This is a genomic window from uncultured Pseudosulfitobacter sp., assembly GCF_963976325.1.
Classification (GTDB): Bacteria; Pseudomonadota; Alphaproteobacteria; order Rhodobacterales; family Rhodobacteraceae; genus Pseudosulfitobacter.
On record NZ_CAXBJW010000003.1, the window covers coordinates 143,685 to 161,676 of the forward strand.

General features: G+C 61.3%; 17 protein-coding genes. 10 read left to right on the forward strand and 7 right to left on the reverse strand.

Features of this window, described 5'->3' with window-relative positions; genetic code table 11:
• Positions 1-56 precede the first annotated feature (56 nt).
• Complete coding sequence (locus tag AAC077_RS11730; protein WP_339769783.1) at positions 57-1,949, forward strand: propionyl-CoA synthetase; 1,893 nt, start codon at positions 57-59, stop codon at positions 1,947-1,949.
• 76 nt (positions 1,950-2,025) lie between these two features.
• On the opposite strand, the gene AAC077_RS11735 is transcribed toward AAC077_RS11730, so the two are convergent.
• The 3 genes from AAC077_RS11735 to AAC077_RS11745 all read right to left on the reverse strand — a co-directional run bounded on the left by AAC077_RS11735 (position 2,026) and on the right by AAC077_RS11745 (position 4,256).
• Positions 2,026-2,235, reverse strand: a complete 210-nt coding sequence (locus AAC077_RS11735) for a CsbD family protein (RefSeq protein WP_339769785.1) — start codon at positions 2,233-2,235, stop codon at positions 2,026-2,028.
• A 96-nt stretch (positions 2,236-2,331) separates the two neighbouring features.
• A complete protein-coding gene (locus tag AAC077_RS11740) occupies positions 2,332-3,366 on the reverse strand; it encodes an endonuclease/exonuclease/phosphatase family protein (protein ID WP_339769787.1) in 1,035 nt (344 codons plus the stop codon).
• A gap of 128 nt (positions 3,367-3,494) precedes the next feature.
• The gene (locus AAC077_RS11745) at positions 3,495-4,256 is read right to left on the reverse strand and encodes an NAD kinase (RefSeq protein ID WP_339769789.1); all 762 of its coding nucleotides are present in this window, start codon (positions 4,254-4,256) and stop codon (positions 3,495-3,497) included.
• Between the two features lie 167 nt (positions 4,257-4,423).
• Between AAC077_RS11745 and glyA the strand changes: the two genes are divergently transcribed.
• Both glyA and AAC077_RS11755 read left to right on the forward strand, forming a co-directional pair.
• Positions 4,424-5,713 (forward strand): serine hydroxymethyltransferase, encoded by a 1,290-nt coding sequence (glyA, locus tag AAC077_RS11750; protein WP_339769791.1) that lies wholly within the window; start codon positions 4,424-4,426, stop codon positions 5,711-5,713.
• Positions 5,714-5,852: 139 nt separating this feature from the next.
• Positions 5,853-6,428: a hypothetical protein gene (locus tag AAC077_RS11755; RefSeq protein ID WP_339769793.1), complete on the forward strand. Its 576-nt coding sequence runs from the start codon at positions 5,853-5,855 to the stop codon at positions 6,426-6,428.
• A 19-nt stretch (positions 6,429-6,447) separates the two neighbouring features.
• On the opposite strand, the gene AAC077_RS11760 is transcribed toward AAC077_RS11755, so the two are convergent.
• Positions 6,448-6,822 carry a hypothetical protein gene (locus AAC077_RS11760; RefSeq protein WP_339769795.1) on the reverse strand — a complete coding sequence of 125 codons (375 nt, stop codon included), beginning with the start codon at positions 6,820-6,822 and terminating at the stop codon, positions 6,448-6,450.
• Between the two features lie 47 nt (positions 6,823-6,869).
• Here AAC077_RS11760 and AAC077_RS11765 point away from each other — a divergent pair, with 47 nt between their 5' ends.
• A complete protein-coding gene (locus tag AAC077_RS11765) occupies positions 6,870-7,643 on the forward strand; it encodes an alpha/beta fold hydrolase (protein WP_339769797.1) in 774 nt (257 codons plus the stop codon).
• 6 nt (positions 7,644-7,649) lie between these two features.
• Here the strand turns inward: AAC077_RS11765 and AAC077_RS11770 are convergent, their stop codons facing one another.
• Positions 7,650-8,297, reverse strand: a complete 648-nt coding sequence (locus tag AAC077_RS11770) for an HAD-IA family hydrolase (RefSeq protein ID WP_339769799.1) — start codon at positions 8,295-8,297, stop codon at positions 7,650-7,652.
• Positions 8,298-8,523: 226 nt separating this feature from the next.
• Between AAC077_RS11770 and carB the strand changes: the two genes are divergently transcribed.
• The 6 genes from carB (at position 8,524) to AAC077_RS11800 (ending at position 16,534) form a co-directional block, all read left to right on the forward strand.
• Positions 8,524-11,856: a carbamoyl-phosphate synthase large subunit gene (gene carB, locus AAC077_RS11775; RefSeq protein WP_339769801.1), complete on the forward strand. Its 3,333-nt coding sequence runs from the start codon at positions 8,524-8,526 to the stop codon at positions 11,854-11,856.
• 302 nt (positions 11,857-12,158) lie between these two features.
• The gene (locus AAC077_RS11780) at positions 12,159-12,824 is read left to right on the forward strand and encodes a YjbE family putative metal transport protein (protein ID WP_339769804.1); all 666 of its coding nucleotides are present in this window, start codon (positions 12,159-12,161) and stop codon (positions 12,822-12,824) included.
• A gap of 122 nt (positions 12,825-12,946) precedes the next feature.
• Entirely contained in the window at positions 12,947-14,254 is a 1,308-nt protein-coding gene (gene hisD / locus AAC077_RS11785) for a histidinol dehydrogenase (protein ID WP_339769806.1), read from the forward strand.
• A gap of 18 nt (positions 14,255-14,272) precedes the next feature.
• A complete protein-coding gene (gene comD, locus AAC077_RS11790; protein WP_339769808.1) occupies positions 14,273-14,770 on the forward strand; it encodes a sulfopyruvate decarboxylase subunit alpha in 498 nt (165 codons plus the stop codon).
• The gene (gene comE, locus AAC077_RS11795) at positions 14,770-15,324 is read left to right on the forward strand and encodes a sulfopyruvate decarboxylase subunit beta (protein ID WP_339769810.1); all 555 of its coding nucleotides are present in this window, start codon (positions 14,770-14,772) and stop codon (positions 15,322-15,324) included. The genes comD and comE overlap by 1 nt, the downstream gene beginning before the upstream one ends.
• An 85-nt stretch (positions 15,325-15,409) precedes the next feature.
• On the forward strand, positions 15,410-16,534 hold the full coding sequence (locus AAC077_RS11800; protein ID WP_339769812.1) for a beta-ketoacyl-ACP synthase III: 1,125 nt from the start codon (positions 15,410-15,412) through the stop codon (positions 16,532-16,534).
• A gap of 78 nt (positions 16,535-16,612) precedes the next feature.
• Here AAC077_RS11800 and arsH read toward each other — a convergent pair whose 3' ends face one another.
• Positions 16,613-17,320, reverse strand: coding sequence for an arsenical resistance protein ArsH (gene arsH / locus AAC077_RS11805; RefSeq protein ID WP_339769814.1), 708 nt, complete (start codon positions 17,318-17,320; stop codon positions 16,613-16,615).
• Complete coding sequence (locus AAC077_RS11810; RefSeq protein WP_339769816.1) at positions 17,313-17,771, reverse strand: hypothetical protein; 459 nt, start codon at positions 17,769-17,771, stop codon at positions 17,313-17,315. Before AAC077_RS11810 ends, arsH begins: the two co-directional genes overlap by 8 nt.
• Between the last annotated feature and the right edge of the window lie 221 nt (positions 17,772-17,992).

Consider the following 17,992-nt stretch of genomic DNA (forward strand, 5'->3'; position numbering starts at 1 on the left):
TGGACAATCCTACGCAGCGCAGCCTATGACTTGTCCCAAGAGAGGGAGGACACATCATGGGATATCGCGAAGCCTATACGCGCTGGCAAAATGACCCTGAAGGGTATTGGCTTGAGGCGGCGCAAGCTATTGATTGGGACGTTGCACCGACGCAGGCGCTGTTTGACCGGGGCAACCACCTGTACGAATGGTTTGCCGATGCGCGGGTGAACACCTGCTACAACGCCGTGGACCGCCACGTCGTTGCAGGCAACGGCGACCGCACGGCGATCATCTATGACAGCCCGATCACTGGCCGCAAATCCAAGATCAGCTTTGCCGAGTTGCAGCAGCAGGTCGCAGGTTTTGCCGGTGGGCTGGCGGCCCAAGGCATCGCCAAGGGCGACCGCGTCATCATCTACATGCCCATGGTCCCCGAGGCGCTGGTGGCGATGCTGGCCTGCGCGCGTCTGGGCGCGATCCATTCGGTCGTGTTCGGCGGCTTTGCCGCGCATGAACTGGCCGTGCGGATCGACGACTGCGCCCCCAAGGCGATCATCGCGGCGTCCTGCGGATTGGAACCGAACCGCGTGGTGAAATACAAACCCCTGCTGGACGGTGCCATCGAACAGGCCGCCCACAAGCCTGATTTCTGCGTGATCCTGCAACGTGAAGAGGAAGCGGCCCCCCTGACCCCGGGGCGCGATCTGGATTGGGTCGACTTTCAACACGGCACCAGCCCCGCCGACTGTGTGCCCGTAGAGGGCACGCATCCGGCCTATATCCTCTATACCTCGGGCACGACCGGCGCGCCCAAGGGTGTCGTGCGCCCCACGGCGGGGCATCTGGTGGCGCTAAACTGGTCGATGAAAAACATCTATAACGTCGATCCCGGCGATGTGTTCTGGGCGGCATCCGATGTGGGTTGGGTCGTCGGGCATTCGTATATCTGCTACGCCCCGCTGATCCACGGCAACACCACCGTGGTGTTCGAGGGCAAGCCCATCGGCACGCCGGATGCGGGCACCTTCTGGCGGGTGATCTCGGAACACAACGTGCGCAGCTTTTTCACCGCACCCACCGCGTTCCGCGCCATCAAGCGCGAAGACCCCAAGGGCGACTTTCGCAAGGAATACGACCTAAGCTGCCTGCGGGCGTTGTATCTGGCCGGTGAGCGCGCCGATCCGGACACGATCGAATGGGCACAAAACCTGTTGGGTGTGCCGGTCTACGATCACTGGTGGCAAACCGAAACCGGCTGGACCATCGCGGGCAACCCTGCCGGGCTTGAGGCCCTGCCGGTCAAGATCGGCTCGCCCACTGTGGCGATGCCCGGGTATGACGTGCAGATCCTTGACGAAGGTGGCCGACAGATGCCGACCGGGGAACTGGGTGCGATTGCGATCAAACTGCCCTTGCCTCCGGGCACCCTGCCGACCCTGTGGCAGGCCGAAGACCGCTTTCGCAAAAGCTATCTGCACACCTTTCCCGGCTATTACGAAACCGGCGACGCAGGCATGATCGACGAAGACGGTTATCTGTACATCATGGCGCGCACCGATGACGTGATCAACGTGGCAGGCCACCGCCTGTCGACCGGGGCGATGGAGGAAGTGTTGGCAGGCCACGCCGATGTGGCCGAATGCGCGGTGATCGGTGTGGCGGATGCGCTGAAGGGGCAAAATGCCGTTGGGTTTGTCTGCCTGACCAAGGGTGTGAACCGCCCGCATGCTGACATCACCGCCGAATGCGTGCAACGGATGCGCGACCAGATCGGGCCGGTGGCGGCGTTCAAGCAATGTGTGGTGGTGGACCGCTTGCCCAAGACGCGCTCGGGCAAGATCCTGCGCGCGACCATGGTCAAGATCGCAGATGGCGACGCGTTCAAAATGCCTGCCACCATCGACGATCCGGCCATTCTGGACGAAATCAGCGATGCACTGAAAGCCATAGGTTACGCGGGGGGCTGAGCCAGCCCCTGACCCGGAACAGAAAAAGCCCGCAGCGCGAAACGCTGCGGGCTTTTTTCCATCGCTTCAGGCGCGTTTAGATCTTCGCCTTGGCGCTGTCGGCCCATTCGTCGACCTGGCGTTCGGCTTCATCCCGGGCCACGCCGTAGCGTTCCTGAATCTTGCCGACCAGCACTTCGCGGTCGCCTTTGGCCTCTTGAACTTCATCGTCTGTCAGTTCGCCCCACTTGGATTGGACCGAGCCTGTCAGTTGCTTCCAGTTACCTTGGATTGTATCCCAGTTCATGGTGTTACTCCTTTTGTTTGCCTCTGCATACTCAACGCGCAACCCCGTCAGGCGTTCCATGAAAAGCGACTGAAACCAGGAACCGACTGGCGCATTTCAGCCGATCGGCGTGTGCGCAATGTCGGCCAGATAGGCGTTGGAATAATCCACCTCCAGCTCGATCCAGACCGGCAGGTGATCTGACATCTCGTGGGTGCGCCAATCGCCATAGGTGCCCGGCCAGTCGGCATAGGGTTCGCCGGTGTCCGGCGCGCTGCGGATCGTTTTGGCAATTTCCTCGTAGTCGGGCATTTCCGCTTCGGTAAACACGGCCTCGTGCCAACAGATCACGCCATGCGCAAGCATATGCGATTCCGACGGTGGCCCGACAAAGGCAATCTGGTCGTAATGTTTGGTGCCCGTCAGCGAGGTCGGCCCAACATCGGGCACGTGAAAGCCTGCATCGGTCAACGCCGTCATGCCTGCGTCGTCGCGGCTTTCGATGTTCATGTCACCCAGAAAGATATGAACCTCGTCCTCGGCACGGGCGCGTTTGGACAGCTCGCGTGCCACCACGCCGATCTCGTCCTCGCGCAGCGGACGGCCCTGCTCTTGCGTGAAAACAATATGGGCGTTGCAAAGGGTAAAGCGGAACCACCCCGCCTGAAACGCCGCGAAAAATGGCGTGCGCCCCACCTGCTCGTCACCGGGCAAGGCGCCCTTGGGCAGGACCAGTTCACCGATCAGATTGCGAAAGCGCACCCGGTTGCGGTTATAGACAAAGGCCATGCGTTCGTGATTGCCCCGTCCGGCACCAGAGCTGTCGTTGATGAAGTAATCCCAATTCGGGCCCAGCAACTTCATCAGCCGCGCCATCGCCTCGGTCGATTTGACCTCTTGAATGGCGCAGATGTCAAAATGGTCGATGATCTCGGCAATGTAGTGAAAACTTTCGTTCAGGCGTGGGCGACCGCCATCGAAATGGCGGATGTTCCAGCTTCCGATAATCAGCGAATTTGGCTGCCGGCGCGCGGTGATCTGCCCGTTCAGCAATGCCCGCAGACGCAAAAGGCGGTCGGCGATCCAACCGGATTGACCGGGTTTGGTGCGCCCACGGGGGTAGTCGTATTTAAGAGATTGATAGAATGCCATGTGCTTTTCCTGAAAATAACGAGGGTAAATAAGCACAGGATAGCAGATTTTCCCGCTATAAGGGAGCTTTCATACAGCAGGCGACCTTGGCCCACGCCCGGCACTGGTCTTCCGAGGCGAAGCAGCGGTCAGTTGAACTGTTCCGAAATCAGCCGTTCTTCCAACCCATGGCCCGGGTCGAACAGGATGTGGTGTACGATACTGGGTTCGGACCGGATGATAACCGTGCGCACATCCCGCACCGACCGGCTGTCGGCATCGGCCATCACGGGGCGTTTTTCAGGTTCCAGCACGTCAAATTGCACTTCGGCGGTTTTGGGCAACAACGCCCCGCGCCAGCGACGGGGACGAAATGCGGCGACAGCGGTCAGCGCCAGAACATCGGCCCCGATGGGCAGGATCGGCCCGTGGGCGGAATAGTTGTAAGCCGTCGACCCCGCAGGCGTCGCCACAAGCGCACCGTCGCAACTGAGCGATTCCAGCCGCAGGCGGCCGTCGACCGTGATGCGCAGCTTGGCCGCTTGCGGACCAGCACGCAGCAATGACACCTCATTGATGGCCAGCGCGCGGTGCACGGTGCCATCGCCGCAGGTGGCGGTCATGGCCAGCGGGTTCACCTCGGCCTGTTCGGCAGCTTGCAGACGCTCGACCAGATCGCTTTCGGCATATTCGTTCATCAAAAACCCGATGGTGCCCCGGTTCATACCGTAGACCGGCGCGGGCAGATGCTGGGTGGAATGCAGCGTGTGCAGCATGAACCCGTCCCCGCCCAGCGCCACGATCACATCGGCACCGTCCTGTGGCACATCGCCATAGCGTTTCACCAACACCGCATGAGCAGCTTGGGCGACAGGCGCCGCACTGGCAGCAAAGGCTATTTTCAGCGACATCAGGGTTTCCTATCTGCACGAAGCTGCCCGATTTGAAACATATTATTCCTCAAGTCACCAGCACAGCCGCAATCTTTGGACTTTACGTCGTATTACCCGCTTTGCCCGCACGTCGGTTTCCGCTAGGAAACGGCGCAACATATCACGTCACGCATGGAGAATTGCACATGTCCGCCAACACATCCGGCTTTTTCACCCAAAGCCTTGCCGACCGCGACCCGGAACTTTTCGCAGCCGTTACAGATGAACTGGGCCGCCAGCGCGACGAGATCGAGCTGATTGCCTCTGAAAACATCGTGTCGGCCGCCGTGCTGGAAGCCCAGGGCACCGTGCTGACCAACAAATACGCCGAAGGTTATCCGGGCCGTCGCTATTACGGTGGCTGCCAGTATGTGGACGTCGCCGAAAATCTGGCCATCGACCGGGCCAAGCAACTGTTCAACTGCGATTTCGTCAACGTTCAGCCGAACTCGGGCAGCCAGGCGAACCAGGGCGTGTTTCAAGCGCTGCTGACACCCGGTGCCACCATTCTGGGCATGAGCCTGGATGCTGGTGGCCACCTGACCCACGGTGCGGCCCCCAACCAGTCGGGCAAATGGTTCAACGCCGTGCAATACGGTGTGAAACGCGACACGCTGAACATCGACTATGACCAGATGGAAGCGCTGGCGCTTGAGCACAAACCGGCGATGATCATCGCGGGCGGCTCGGCCATTCCACGTCAGATCGACTTTGCCCGTATCCGCGAGATTGCCGACAAGGTCGGCGCTTATGTGCTGGCCGACGTGGCCCACTTTGCCGGTCTGATCGCGGCGGGCGAATACCCTTCGCCCTTCCCGCATGTGCACGTGGCCACCACCACCACGCACAAAACCCTGCGCGGCCCGCGCGGCGGCATGATCATGACCAACGACGAAGCTTTGGCCAAGAAAATCAACAGCGCGATCTTCCCGGGCATTCAGGGTGGCCCGCTGATGCATGTGATCGCAGCCAAGGCCGTCGCCTTTGGCGAGGCACTGGACCCGTCGTTCAAGACCTACCAGCAGCAGGTCATCAAGAACGCCCAAGCCTTGGCCGACCAGTTGATGAAAGGCGGCCTTGATACCGTCACCGGCGGCACCGACACCCACGTGATGCTGGTCGACCTGCGCCCCAAGGGCGTCAAGGGCAACGCCACCGAAAAGGCACTGGGCCGCGCGCACATCACCTGCAACAAGAACGGCGTGCCGTTCGATGACGAAAAGCCGACAATCACCAGCGGCATCCGTCTGGGCAGCCCGGCCGGCACCACGCGCGGCTTTGGCGAGGCCGAGTTCCGCAAGATCGGTGACTGGATCATTCAGGTTGTCGACGGGCTGGCCGCCAACGGTGAAGACGGCAACGCCGAGGTCGAGGCCGCGGTGCGCGCCGAGGTTGCCGAGCTGTGCGCGCGCTTTCCGCTTTACCCCAACCTGTAAGTTTCCGAATTAAATCAACGGCACCCGCTGCGTTTCGCTGCGGGTGCCGGTCATTGTAAGATCAACAGTTTCTCTTTGAAGTTCGCCTGCGTTTGGTCCATTGTCTGGCCAAGCCTTAGACCCGAACGGAGGCTGAAGCATGGTAAAGAAACGCGCCAAGGATGATATCGGCCCGGCGACGAACGGGCTTGCGCTGCCGGATGAAAAGACGCTGCCCTACCCCCTGCGGGTGCAGGCGGTGTATATTCATGTCGGCGATTACGTGGAGCCCGCGACGCATCCGATCTATACGTTGATGGACAGCGCCGGCGCGCAACACACCTACAGCTTTGACCTGCCCGGACAGGTGACCCGCATCTCGGTCCGCCCCGGTCAGATTTTCACCCGGCGTGAGCGCGTGTTCGAATTCTGCTGTGACAGCATCGCACAAGAGTTTGCAGCGCTGGCCCCGCCGTCAAAGGTCAAACCGCTGAGCGCGCCACCCATCCAGCCGCGCGTTGCGACCACACCACGGCCACGCCCGCAGCCGAATGCTGCGCAGATCAGGACCGCCATAGCCAGACCACAGCGGCGCAACCGTGCGTTGGTGGCCGTCGCCGTGCTGATCGGTGCCGTGGCGTTGCTGTCTCAGGTCAGCGCGTCTGACAACGATGAACAAATTGCGGAACAACCGGTGGACAAGGCCCCGAACGCCACTGTCGTCGTTTCGGAATAGGCGGCGCAATTGCGACGGGTCACAAATGGCCCGACCACACCAGCCAGACCACGAACAGCGCCACAACCACGATCAGGTTGAACACGATCACCCCCGCCACACCCAGCAATTTCCCACGCCGCACATCGGCACGGTCAATCGTTTTCAGGTGCGCCAGCACATCCGTCTCGGCGCGGGCCACCGCTGCCAAATCAATGGTCCGCCGCAGCTTGGGATGGCCGTCGATGGCCTGTGCGCGCGCAACAACATCAGCCTGCTTGCGCACCTGTTTGGGAAGCCGCCGCCCCGCCTTGCGCACCGCTGCGGCAAAGGTTCGCGCCCTTACGCCCAGCGCTGTGTCCAATGCGTCGCGCAACCGTTCGGTGCGGGCGTCGAGTGTCATCTGCGTAGCCATGGCGACAGGCCTAGCGCACATGAACGAAACGCGCTAGCCCTAACGCCATGCTGAATTATATCGACCACCCGTCTGACGCCTCTGGCACCCCGCTCTTGATTGCTCATGGCCTGTTTGGCTCGGGGCGCAACTGGGGGGTGATCGCAAAACGCCTGTCCGACCAGCGGCGGGTCATTGCCGTGGACATGCGCAATCACGGGCAAAGTCCGCGCGAAAAATCCAACAGTTACACGGATATGGCAGCCGATCTGGCCAAGGTCATCGGCCATATCGGTGGGCCGATGGATGTGCTGGGCCATTCCATGGGCGGTAAGGCGGCGATGACGCTGGCGCTGACACAGCCCGATCTGGTGCGCCGGCTGGTTGTCGCCGATATTGCACCTGTGTCCTACACACATTCGCAGGCCGAATTCATCACCGCCATGCGCGGTGTGGACCTGAGCGCGGTCACCCGCCGGTCGGATGCGGCCGAGCAACTGGCCGCTTTGGGGGTCGAACCTGCCTTGCAGTCGTTCTTTACCCAGTCGCTGGATGTGGCGGGCAAGCGCTGGCTGCTTAATCTGGATGCGCTCGAGGCAAACATGACCGACATCCTGTCCTTCCCCGACGTCGACGGGCCGTTTGACGGGCCGACGCTGTTCCTGACGGGCGGCAATTCGCATTATGTCACCGCCGAACACCGTCCGCGCATGAAAACGCTGTTCCCGCAATCCCATTTCGCCAAAATCCCGGACACGGGCCACTGGCTGCACGCCGAAAAGCCGCGCGACTTCGAGGCCGCGGTGCGAACGTTTCTGACGATGGATTTTGACGGCGCCTAGGGCGGATCAGGCGGACTGCTCTTCGCTGTGAAACAGATCAAGTGAGGGCGTGCCGTTTCCGATCACATCGCCAAAGGTGCGGTCCTGCATCGCCGAAATTGGGTAGGCAAACGTGTCGATCCCCGCGTCAATGGCCGACGCCGCCCCTTCGGGCGTGTCCTCGATGGCCAGCGCGTCTTCGGCCTCGACATTCAGGGCGCGCAGGGCATCGCGGTAAATTGCGGTTTCAGGCTTTGGCCGTGCCGCCTTGGACCCATCCCCGATATAGTCGAACACCGACGGGTCCAGATCACGGCCCAGCGCGCGCAGGATCAGACCCACCTGGCGCTTGTCCTCGGTGCTGACAAGCGCGATCTTGATCTCGCAACGGCGGGCTTCGGCGATCAGGTCTGCAATGCCACGCCGCAAACGCGCGCCGTCCTCCAATGCCTTGCCGAAAGCATCAATCTTGGAATCGTATAGTGCGGTGGCATCGACCTTTTGATCCAGACTGTCGGCATAATGCTGAATACGGGCGCGGCCACCGATCACACGCGACAGGTCGGCGTAAACCTCGGGGCTCCAGCCCCAATCCAGATCATGGGTGGCAAAGGCCGCGTTAAATGCGCAGCGTTGCAACTCAAACGTGTCGGTCAGAACTCCGATGGATCCCAAAAGCAGCGCAGAATAGCCCAAAACAGATTCCCCCAAGAGTTCGGTTGATAACGCAACAGTGGGCCTGTGGTTCCGGCTGTCAGTCCTGCGCAGGCAAAGATTTTTGTGAATCCGCCTGAATGATGGGCCACAAGCGGGGTGACGGGCCTTGCGCCCGACGCCTTGTTGCCTATAACGCAGGACAATTTGGGCGCAGGGGGTGCCCGAAAACGTAAGGGGTCGCGCCATGCCAAAAAGAACCGATATCAAGTCCATCATGATCATCGGAGCTGGCCCAATCGTGATCGGGCAAGCTTGCGAATTCGACTACTCGGGCGCACAGGCCTGCAAGGCCCTGCGCGAAGAGGGATACCGGATCATTCTGGTCAACTCGAACCCTGCGACAATCATGACCGATCCGGGCATGGCCGATGCGACCTATATCGAGCCGATCACCCCCGAAATGGTCGCCAAGATCATCGAAAAGGAACGCCCCGACGCGCTGCTGCCGACCATGGGCGGACAGACCGGCCTGAACACCTCGCTGGCGCTGGAAGAAATGGGCGTGCTGGCGAAATACAACGTCGAGATGATCGGCGCCAAGCGCGAGGCCATCGAAATGGCCGAAGACCGCAAACTGTTCCGCGAGGCGATGGACCGTCTGGGCATCGAGAACCCCAAAGCCACCATCGTCACCGCCCCCAAAGGGCCGGACGGCAAGAAAGACCTTGCCGCAGGTGTGGCGCTGGCGTTTGAAACACTGGATTACGTCGGCCTGCCCGCCATCATCCGCCCCGCCTTTACCATGGGCGGCACAGGCGGTGGCGTGGCGTACAACCGCGAAGATTACGAACACTACTGCCGCACCGGCATGGATGCGTCGCCCGTGGGTCAGATCCTGGTGGATGAAAGCCTGCTGGGCTGGAAAGAATACGAGATGGAAGTGGTCCGCGACACCGCCGACAACGCCATCATCGTCTGTTCCATCGAAAACATCGACCCGATGGGCGTGCACACCGGCGACAGCATCACCGTGGCCCCGGCCCTGACGCTGACCGACAAAGAATACCAGATCATGCGCAACCATTCGATCGCCGTCCTGCGCGAGATCGGCGTGGAAACCGGCGGGTCAAACGTGCAATGGGCGGTGAACCCCGCCGATGGCCGCATGGTCGTGATCGAAATGAACCCCCGCGTGTCGCGGTCGTCGGCGCTGGCGTCCAAGGCGACGGGTTTCCCGATTGCCAAGATCGCGGCGAAACTGGCCGTGGGCTATACGCTGGACGAGCTGGACAACGACATCACCAAGGTGACACCGGCCAGCTTTGAGCCGACGATTGACTATGTCGTCACCAAGATCCCGCGCTTTGCGTTCGAGAAATTCCCGGGCTCCGAGCCGAACCTGACCACCGCGATGAAATCCGTGGGCGAGGCGATGGCCATTGGCCGCACCATCCACGAATCGATGCAAAAGGCGCTGGCGTCGTTGGAAACCGGTCTGACCGGCTTTGACGAAATCGCCATTCCGGGCGCACCCGACCGTGCCGCCATCACCAAGGCGCTGGCGCAACAGACACCCGACCGCATCCGTGTAATCGCCCAAGCCATGCGCCACGGCATCAGCGATGTGGACATCCACGGCATCACCATGTTCGATCCGTGGTTCCTGGCCCGTATCCGCGAGATCATCGACACCGAGGAAGAGGTCCGCGCCAACGGTCTGCCCGAGGATGAAAAAGGCCTGCGCCACCTCAAGATGATGGGCTTTACCGATGCGCGTCTGGGCACGCTGACCGGCCTGACCGAAGATCAGGTGCGCACCGCACGCCGTGCTGCGGGCGTTGTCGCCGTGTTCAAACGCATCGACACCTGCGCCGCCGAGTTCGAGGCGCAAACCCCTTATATGTATTCAACCTATGAATCGCCCGTCTTTGGCGAGGTCGAATGCGAAGCCCGCCCGTCCGACCGCAAAAAGGTCGTGATCCTGGGCGGCGGTCCCAACCGCATCGGTCAGGGCATCGAGTTTGACTATTGCTGCTGTCACGCTTGCTATGCGCTGACGGCATCGGGCTATGAAACCATCATGGTCAACTGCAACCCCGAAACCGTGTCGACCGACTATGACACCTCGGACCGGCTATATTTTGAACCGCTGACGTTCGAGCATGTCATGGAAATCCTGCGGGTCGAACAGGACAACGGCACGTTGCACGGTGTGATCGTGCAATTCGGCGGCCAGACCCCGCTGAAAATCGCCGCCGCCTTGCACGCCGAAGGCATTCCGATCCTTGGCACCACACCCGACGCCATCGACCTGGCCGAAGACCGCGAGCGGTTCCAGCAACTGGTCAACGGCCTTGGCCTGAAACAGCCGCACAACGGCATCGCCCATTCCGACGCCGAAGCGATGGAAATCGCCAAGGACATCGGTTTCCCGCTGGTGATCCGCCCGTCTTACGTGTTGGGTGGCCGCGCGATGGAAATCGTGCGGGATCAGGCCCAGCTTGAGCGTTATATCAAAGAGGCCGTCGTGGTATCGGGCGACAGCCCCGTATTGCTGGACAGCTACCTGTCCGGCGCGGTTGAACTGGACGTCGACGCAATCTGTGACGGCACCAACGTGCACGTCGCAGGCATCATGCAGCACATCGAAGAGGCGGGCGTACACTCGGGCGACAGCGCCTGTTCGCTGCCCCCCTATTCGCTGTCCGACGAGATCATCGAACAGGTCAAAGTGCAGACCCATGCGCTGGCGCTGGCCCTGCATGTGGTCGGCCTGATGAACATCCAGTTCGCGGTCAAGGACGGCGAAATTTACCTGATCGAGGTCAACCCCCGTGCCTCGCGCACCGTGCCCTTCGTGGCCAAGGCGACCGACAGCGCGATTGCGTCCATCGCCGCACGCGTCATGGCGGGCGAGCCGCTGACAAACTTCCCGATGCGCGCGCCTTATGACGCGTCCGCCAAATATTCGGACGTACTGCCGCTGGGCGATCCGATGACATTGGCCGACCCCAACATGCCGTGGTATTCGGTGAAAGAGGCAGTGCTGCCCTTCGCCCGCTTCCCCGGTGTCGATACGATCCTGGGGCCGGAAATGCGCTCGACCGGCGAGGTCATGGGCTGGGACCGCGATTTCCCCCGTGCCTTCCTCAAGGCGCAGATGGGCGCAGGCAACCCGTTGCCGCGCGAAGGTTGCGTGTTCGTGTCGATCAAGGATGACGACAAGACGGGCGACATGCTGGAAGCGGCAAAAATCCTGCTGGAACTGGGCTTTACCCTTGTGGGCACGAACGGCACGGCCAAATGGCTGACCGAAAATGGCCACACCTGCGGGACCGTCAACAAGGTCTACGAAGGCCGCCCCGACGTCACCGACCTGATGAAAAACGGCGGCGTGCAGATGGTCATGAACTCGACCGAGGGCACGCAGGCGGTCGAAGACAGCAAGTCGATCCGCTCGATCGCGCTTTATGACAAGATCCCCTATTTCACCACCGCAGCGGCGTCCTATGCCGCCGCTCTGGCGATCAAGGCACAGGCCGCCGACGATGTGGGTGTGAAGCCGCTGCAAGGGTAGACAGCGGGCAAGGCATTCGGGCAGGTTGGGGGCCAATGCGTCCAACCTGACGGGGTCTGTCATGCGTCTTTTTGTGGTCTTCTTGCTGATGATCGGCCTTGCCGCCTGTGACCTGCCGTTTGTTCCGCTGATCTAGCAACTGTATCTTCAACTTACTGGAACGGCCCTTGCAAGTGTGGATCTTCGTCCACATTTGTTAGCCAGTGCGGCCAGCATGGCGCCCTGCACCCGAAGCCCGAGGACACCCCCTTGCATCTGCCCCTAATTCCCCCCGCCACTGTGCCGTTCGGGGGCACCATCTGATGATGGACACGTTTCTGGATTTCTCGAAAATTATCATCGCCGACCTGATCCTGTCGGGTGACAATGCACTGGTCATCGGGATGGCCGCAGCCTGTCTGGCCCCTGAACTGCGCAAACGCGCAATCCTGTACGGCATGATGATTGCCGCCATTCTGCGTATCATCTTTGCCGTGGTGGCAACGGAACTTCTGGCCGTCCCGGGGCTGTTGTTTGTCGGATCGCTGTTGCTGTTCTGGGTGTGCTGGCGGCTGTACCAGGAAATCCGCGAACAAACCGATGCGCGCGCCGAAGCGGCGTTGGCCAAGGCAGACGATGCGGGTGCTGGCTACACCGGACCGCCCCGCCGCACGCTGCTGTCGGCGCTGATCTCGATCACGCTGGCGGATGTGTCGATGTCGCTGGACAACGTGCTGGCCGTGGCTGCGATTGCCCAAGGCAACGCCGAAATGCTGATCTTTGGCCTGGGGCTGGCGATCCTGCTGATGGCCTTTGCCGCGACCCTGATCATGAAGCTGCTGACGCGCTTTCCCGTCATCTCGTGGCTGGGTCTTGTCGTGCTGCTGTATGTGGCAGGCGAGATGCTGTTGCGCGGGTTTTTCGACGCTGATCTGGGCGTGGGGCCGATGCTGGGTCTGGTCAACGGCTGGGCCATGGGGGGCCACTGACCCGCCCTGTCATTGGATTTCTGAAAACGGCACAGTGATCTTTGCAAAGCCGACCGTGCAGGGGTGACGACGCGCCCGTCGCTGCATTAGCGTTCCGTCAACATGATGATGGAGCGCGCACTTTGCCCCGCGAATATCTGAAAAAAGCAACCAAATCCGCACGGACCGACGCGGCGGATGTCTCACAAACCGTCTCGGCGATGCTGTCCGACATCGAACAGGGTGGCGAAGACGCGGCCCGCCGCTATGCCACCCAGCTTGACGGCTACGATGGCCCCATAGTGCTAAGCGCCGACGCCATCGCAGAAGCCTGCGCGCGCGTGCCCCAAGGTTTGCGCGACGACATCACCTTTGCCCGCGATAACGTCCGCAGCTTTGCCGAGATGCAAAAGCAGTCCGTGCAAGACACCCACACCGAAGTCGTCCCCGGCCTGATCGCAGGTCAAAAAGCCATCCCCTGCAATGCCGCAGGCTGCTACATCCCCGGCGGGCGCTATTCGCATGTGGCCTCGGCCATCATGACCGTCACCACCGCCAAGGTCGCCGGTGTCCGCCACATCACAGCCTGCTCTCCGCCACGCCCCGATGTTGGCCTGCCGCCTGCAATCATCTTTGCCGCCCATCTGTGCGGGGCCGACAGTATTCTGGCGATGGGTGGCGTTCAGGGGATCGCCGCGATGACATTCGGGCTGTTCGGCCTGCCCCGCGCCGATATTCTGGCAGGCCCCGGCAACCAATACGTCGCCGAAGCCAAGCGCATCCTGTATGGCCGTGTCGGCATCGACATGGTGGCCGGGCCAACCGACAGCCTGATCCTGGCCGACGCCACCGCAGACCCGCACATCGTGGCCACCGATCTGGTCAGCCAGGCCGAGCATGGCTACAACTCGCCCGTCTGGCTGGTCACCGACAACCGCGCGCTGGCGCAGGACGTCGCCCGCCGCGTGCCCGCCCTGATCGCAACCCTGCCTGCCCTGAATCGCGAAAACGCCGAAGCCGCATGGCGCGACTATGCCGAGATCATCCTGTGCGACGACCGCGAGGACATGGCCGCCTGTTCTGATGCCTACGCCCCCGAACACCTGACGGTACAGGCCGCAGACCTGGATTGGTGGCTCGACCGGCTGACCTGCTACGGTTCGCTGTTTCTGGGCGAGGAAACAACCGTGTCCTATGGCGATAAGGCCACGGGCACCAACCACGTCTTGCCGACATCGGGTGCGGCGAAATACACTGGCGGCCTGAGCGTCCACAAATACATGAAGGTCGTCACATGGCAGCGCGCCACCCGGGCAGGTTCAAAATCAGTGGCCGCCGCCACCGCCCGCATCAGCCGCGTCGAAGGCATGGAGGGCCACGCCCGCAGTGCCGATGTGCGTCTGGCCAAGTATTTCCCGGACGAACACTTTGACCTTGCGGCGCAAACCTGACCGAACAGAAAGAACCCCATGACCATATCAGAACAGATCGTCGGCGATTTGGTGGCCAATGACATCAGCTTTGTCACCACTGTGCCGTGCAAACAACTGGGCGGCGTGATCGAAGCGGTCGAAGCCCACCCGGACATCATGCACGTCCCCGCGAACAAGGAAGACGAAGGCATGGGCCTGTGCGCGGGCGCATGGATGGGCGGCAAACGCCCGATGATCATCATGCAGAACACCGCCATCGGCGTCACGATCAACACACTGGTCACGTTGACTCAATTCTACCGGATGCCCCTGCCGATGCTGATCTCGTATCGCGGAGAGCTGAAAGAGCCCGTCGCCTGTCAGGCCGAAATGGCCGTCCACACCAAGGCACTGCTGGCGCAGTTGAACATTCCCACCTACCACTTTCACAAACAGTCGGACGCCGACGAACTGGACGCGATCCTGAAATACACCTTCATGTGCAACAAACCCGTCGCCATCCTGACCGACGCGACCTTCTGGGGAGGCTACTGATGAACCGTTCCGACATCCTGCGCGACATCGCCCCCGTGATCCGCGACCATCTGGTGGTATGCAACATCGGCCTGCCCAGCCAGGAACTGCACATGATCGACGACCAGCCCACCAACTTTTACATGCTGGGCACCATGGGGCTGGCCTCGTCCATCGGGTTGGGGCTGGCACTGGCGCAACCCAAACAGGTCATCGCCATCGACGGCGACGGGTCCGTTCTGACCAACCTTGGCACCCTGCCCACCATCGCCAACAACGTGGCCGACAACTACATCCTGCTGATCATCGACAACGGCAGCTACGGCTCAACCGGCGACCAGCCGACCTATGCGGGCAAGAAAACCTCGCTGACCGCCGTGGCCCGTGCCTGCGGCTGCGACACCGTGGTCGAAGTGGCCGCCAGGGACACCGCACAGGCGCTGACGGACGCGCTGGCGTCCAGACGCATGACCGTGATCGTCGCCAAATGCGACAGCGGCAACATCAAGGTGCCGGTGATCACCAAAGACCCCGTGGTGATCCGCGACCGGTTCATGACCGCCGTCCAGTCCTGAAAATCGGGGCGGTGACCCGCCGCCCCACCTTGACCTTCTGGCGCTAACACGGCTTGATATAGATCGCTGAAAAAAGGGGCAGATCATGTACACACCGGCGATCACAGGCACAGGTGTCTTCACACCCTCCGAGACGATCACGAACGCAGAACTGGTGACGGCCTTCAACGCCTATGCCGATCTGTACAATGCCGAACATGCCGACGGGATCGCCGCAGGCACGGTCGAGGCCAAGGACCACTCGTCCGAAGATTTCATCTTCAAGGCATCGGGCATCGAACAACGTTACGTGATGGTCAAAGATGGCATTCTGGACCCCACCGTGATGTACCCCAAAATGCGTCAGCGCAGCGATGACGAGCCGTCGATCATGGCCGAAATGGCGATCAAGGCCGCGCACATCGCACTGGATAACGCAGGCAAAACCGCCGCCGACGTGGGTGCTGTTATCTGCGCCGCCTCGAATCTTGAGCGCGCCTACCCCGCCGTCGCCATTGAAATTCAGGACCTGCTGGGCATTCAGGGCTTTGCTTTCGACATGAACGTCGCCTGCTCGTCCGCCACTTTTGGCATTCAGGCCGCCGCCGACATGATCCGTTCCGGATCGATCCGCTCGGCGCTGGTGATCAACCCCGAAATTTGTTCGGCCCACATCGAATGGCGCGACCGCGACTGCCACTTTATCTTTGGCGACGTGGCCACCGCCACCCTGCTGGAACGGGAAGAAGACGCAACAGGCACCTATTTCGCGGTCAAATCCACCCGCTGCGCCACCAGCTTTTCCAACAACATCCGCAACAACAACGGCTTTCTGCGCCGCTCGCGCCCCGACGGCATGAAAGACCGCCGCGACATGCAGTTCATGCAGAACGGCCGCAAGGTGTTCAAGGAAGTGGTCCCGATGGTATCGCAACACATCATGGACCATATGGCCGACGAAAATCTGGGCGCCACGGACATCAAACGCCTGTGGCTGCATCAGGCCAACAAAAGCATGAACGATTTTATCGGCAAAAAGGTTCTGGGCCGCACGCCCGAACCGCACGAGCAGCCCAACATCCTGCAAGACTACGCCAATACGTCATCGGCGGGGTCGATCATCACCTTCGCCAAACATTCCGCCGACCTCAAGGATGGCGATCACGGCCTGATCTGCTCTTTCGGCGCGGGCTATTCCGTTGGCAGCGTGCTGGTCGAAAAACACGGCTAAACCGGCTTCTTTTGGCCAAAAATATCCCGGGGGGCCAGGGGGCAGCGCCCCCAATTCGGCTTCACCAAGCCAGACCCGCTATTTCTGCGAGACCCGCTTGTGCACCGCTTCGACCGTCTCCACACGTTCCGAATAGCGGTCCACCAGATAATCGGCCCGCCCGCGCACCAGCCAGGTAAATTTCACCAGCTCTTCCATCACATCAACGATGCGGCGGTAAAACGGCCCCTCGGGCAGACGCCCGTCCTGAAACTCAAGCCACGCCTTGGGAATGGACGACTGGTTGGGAATGGTCACCATCCGCATCCAGCGCCCCAGAATGCGCATCTGGTTGACCGCGTTAAAAGACTGAGACCCGCCCGACACCTGCATCACAGCCAGCGTCTTGCCTTGGGTCGGCCGAATGCCGCCCTGCATCGACAGCGGCAGCCAGTCGATTTGTGTCTTCATCAGCCCGGTCATGGCCCCGTGACGTTCGGGCGACGACCACACCATGCCTTCGGCCCAGACGGCCAGTTCCCGCAGCTCCACGACCTTGGGATGCTCCTCGGACGTATCGTCCACCAGCGGCAGGCCAGCAGGGTCGAACATCCGCGTCTCGCAGCCCAGATGGCGCAGCACACGCGCCGATTCCTCGGCGGCGCGCCGTGAATAGCTGACGTCGCGCAGTGAGCCGTACAGCAGCAGGATGCGTGGCGGGTGGCGCGGATCATTCGCCGCGGCCAGCGCGTCCACATCAATGTCGGGCAATGCGTCTGTCAGAAGCGCGCCAATATCCTCAGGCACTTTCTTCTTCCAGATGCAGTTTCATGTCGATCAGCACGCGCTGCAACAGCGACGTCTCGCGCAGCAGGCGCTTGGCTTCGTTGACGGTGATGATCCCGTCTTCGATCGACTGCTGGTATTCACTCATCAGCATGGCAAAGCGTTGGCTTAGCGCGATCACATCCGCATTGACGCCACCCGTCGAAGGCGCGTTCTGGCGGCGGTCTTCGAACCCCAGGCTGCCACCCTGCAATTCTGCCAGCGCCGTGGTGACGAAAGGAAAGGACGCTTCTTTCTCCAGCAGCACCACCGCATCAATCGGCATGAACCGGTCGGCATGTTCCGGGTTGTCGGAATAATACCGCCCCAAGGTCGCCTTGGATTTGCCTGTCAAAGCGCAGGCAGGCTCGATGCCCACGTCCTTGACCAACGCTTCGGTGTGCTTTTTCAAGTAGCTGCCAATACCTGCCATACATCCCCACTCGGCTCTCACAAGGCTTCCCCGCAAGTCAGGTGGGAAAGCATCCAGTCTTTTCCCATTAAATCAACAGCGTGGAAATGTCATTTCTTTATCGTCCCTAGAGTTTCGGGATTTTTCGAGTGTCCTGTCCACCCCGCGACGGGAATGTGTCAGGCTCGTTGTGCTTTCGCCGCATGGGAATGGCGGGTCGGAGTGTTCGGCAGTCGGCGTAA

What these genes read in the sequence shown, in the direction of transcription:
- AAC077_RS11765 (WP_339769797.1), top strand. Translation starts at nt 6,870, where the DNA reads ATGCTGAATTATATCGACCACCCGTCTGACGCCTCTGGCACCCCGCTC.
- AAC077_RS11735 (WP_339769785.1), bottom strand. Translation starts at nt 2,235, where the DNA reads ATGAACTGGGATACAATCCAAGGTAACTGGAAGCAACTGACAGGCTCG.
- carB (WP_339769801.1), top strand. Translation starts at nt 8,524, where the DNA reads ATGCCAAAAAGAACCGATATCAAGTCCATCATGATCATCGGAGCTGGC.
- comD (WP_339769808.1), top strand. Translation starts at nt 14,273, where the DNA reads ATGACCATATCAGAACAGATCGTCGGCGATTTGGTGGCCAATGACATC.
- AAC077_RS11740 (WP_339769787.1), bottom strand. Translation starts at nt 3,366, where the DNA reads ATGGCATTCTATCAATCTCTTAAATACGACTACCCCCGTGGGCGCACC.
- AAC077_RS11810 (WP_339769816.1), bottom strand. Translation starts at nt 17,771, where the DNA reads ATGGCAGGTATTGGCAGCTACTTGAAAAAGCACACCGAAGCGTTGGTC.
- comE (WP_339769810.1), top strand. Translation starts at nt 14,770, where the DNA reads ATGAACCGTTCCGACATCCTGCGCGACATCGCCCCCGTGATCCGCGAC.
- AAC077_RS11730 (WP_339769783.1), top strand. Translation starts at nt 57, where the DNA reads ATGGGATATCGCGAAGCCTATACGCGCTGGCAAAATGACCCTGAAGGG.
- AAC077_RS11745 (WP_339769789.1), bottom strand. Translation starts at nt 4,256, where the DNA reads ATGTCGCTGAAAATAGCCTTTGCTGCCAGTGCGGCGCCTGTCGCCCAA.
- AAC077_RS11760 (WP_339769795.1), bottom strand. Translation starts at nt 6,822, where the DNA reads ATGGCTACGCAGATGACACTCGACGCCCGCACCGAACGGTTGCGCGAC.
- AAC077_RS11755 (WP_339769793.1), top strand. Translation starts at nt 5,853, where the DNA reads ATGGTAAAGAAACGCGCCAAGGATGATATCGGCCCGGCGACGAACGGG.
- AAC077_RS11800 (WP_339769812.1), top strand. Translation starts at nt 15,410, where the DNA reads ATGTACACACCGGCGATCACAGGCACAGGTGTCTTCACACCCTCCGAG.
- glyA (WP_339769791.1), top strand. Translation starts at nt 4,424, where the DNA reads ATGTCCGCCAACACATCCGGCTTTTTCACCCAAAGCCTTGCCGACCGC.
- AAC077_RS11780 (WP_339769804.1), top strand. Translation starts at nt 12,159, where the DNA reads ATGATGGACACGTTTCTGGATTTCTCGAAAATTATCATCGCCGACCTG.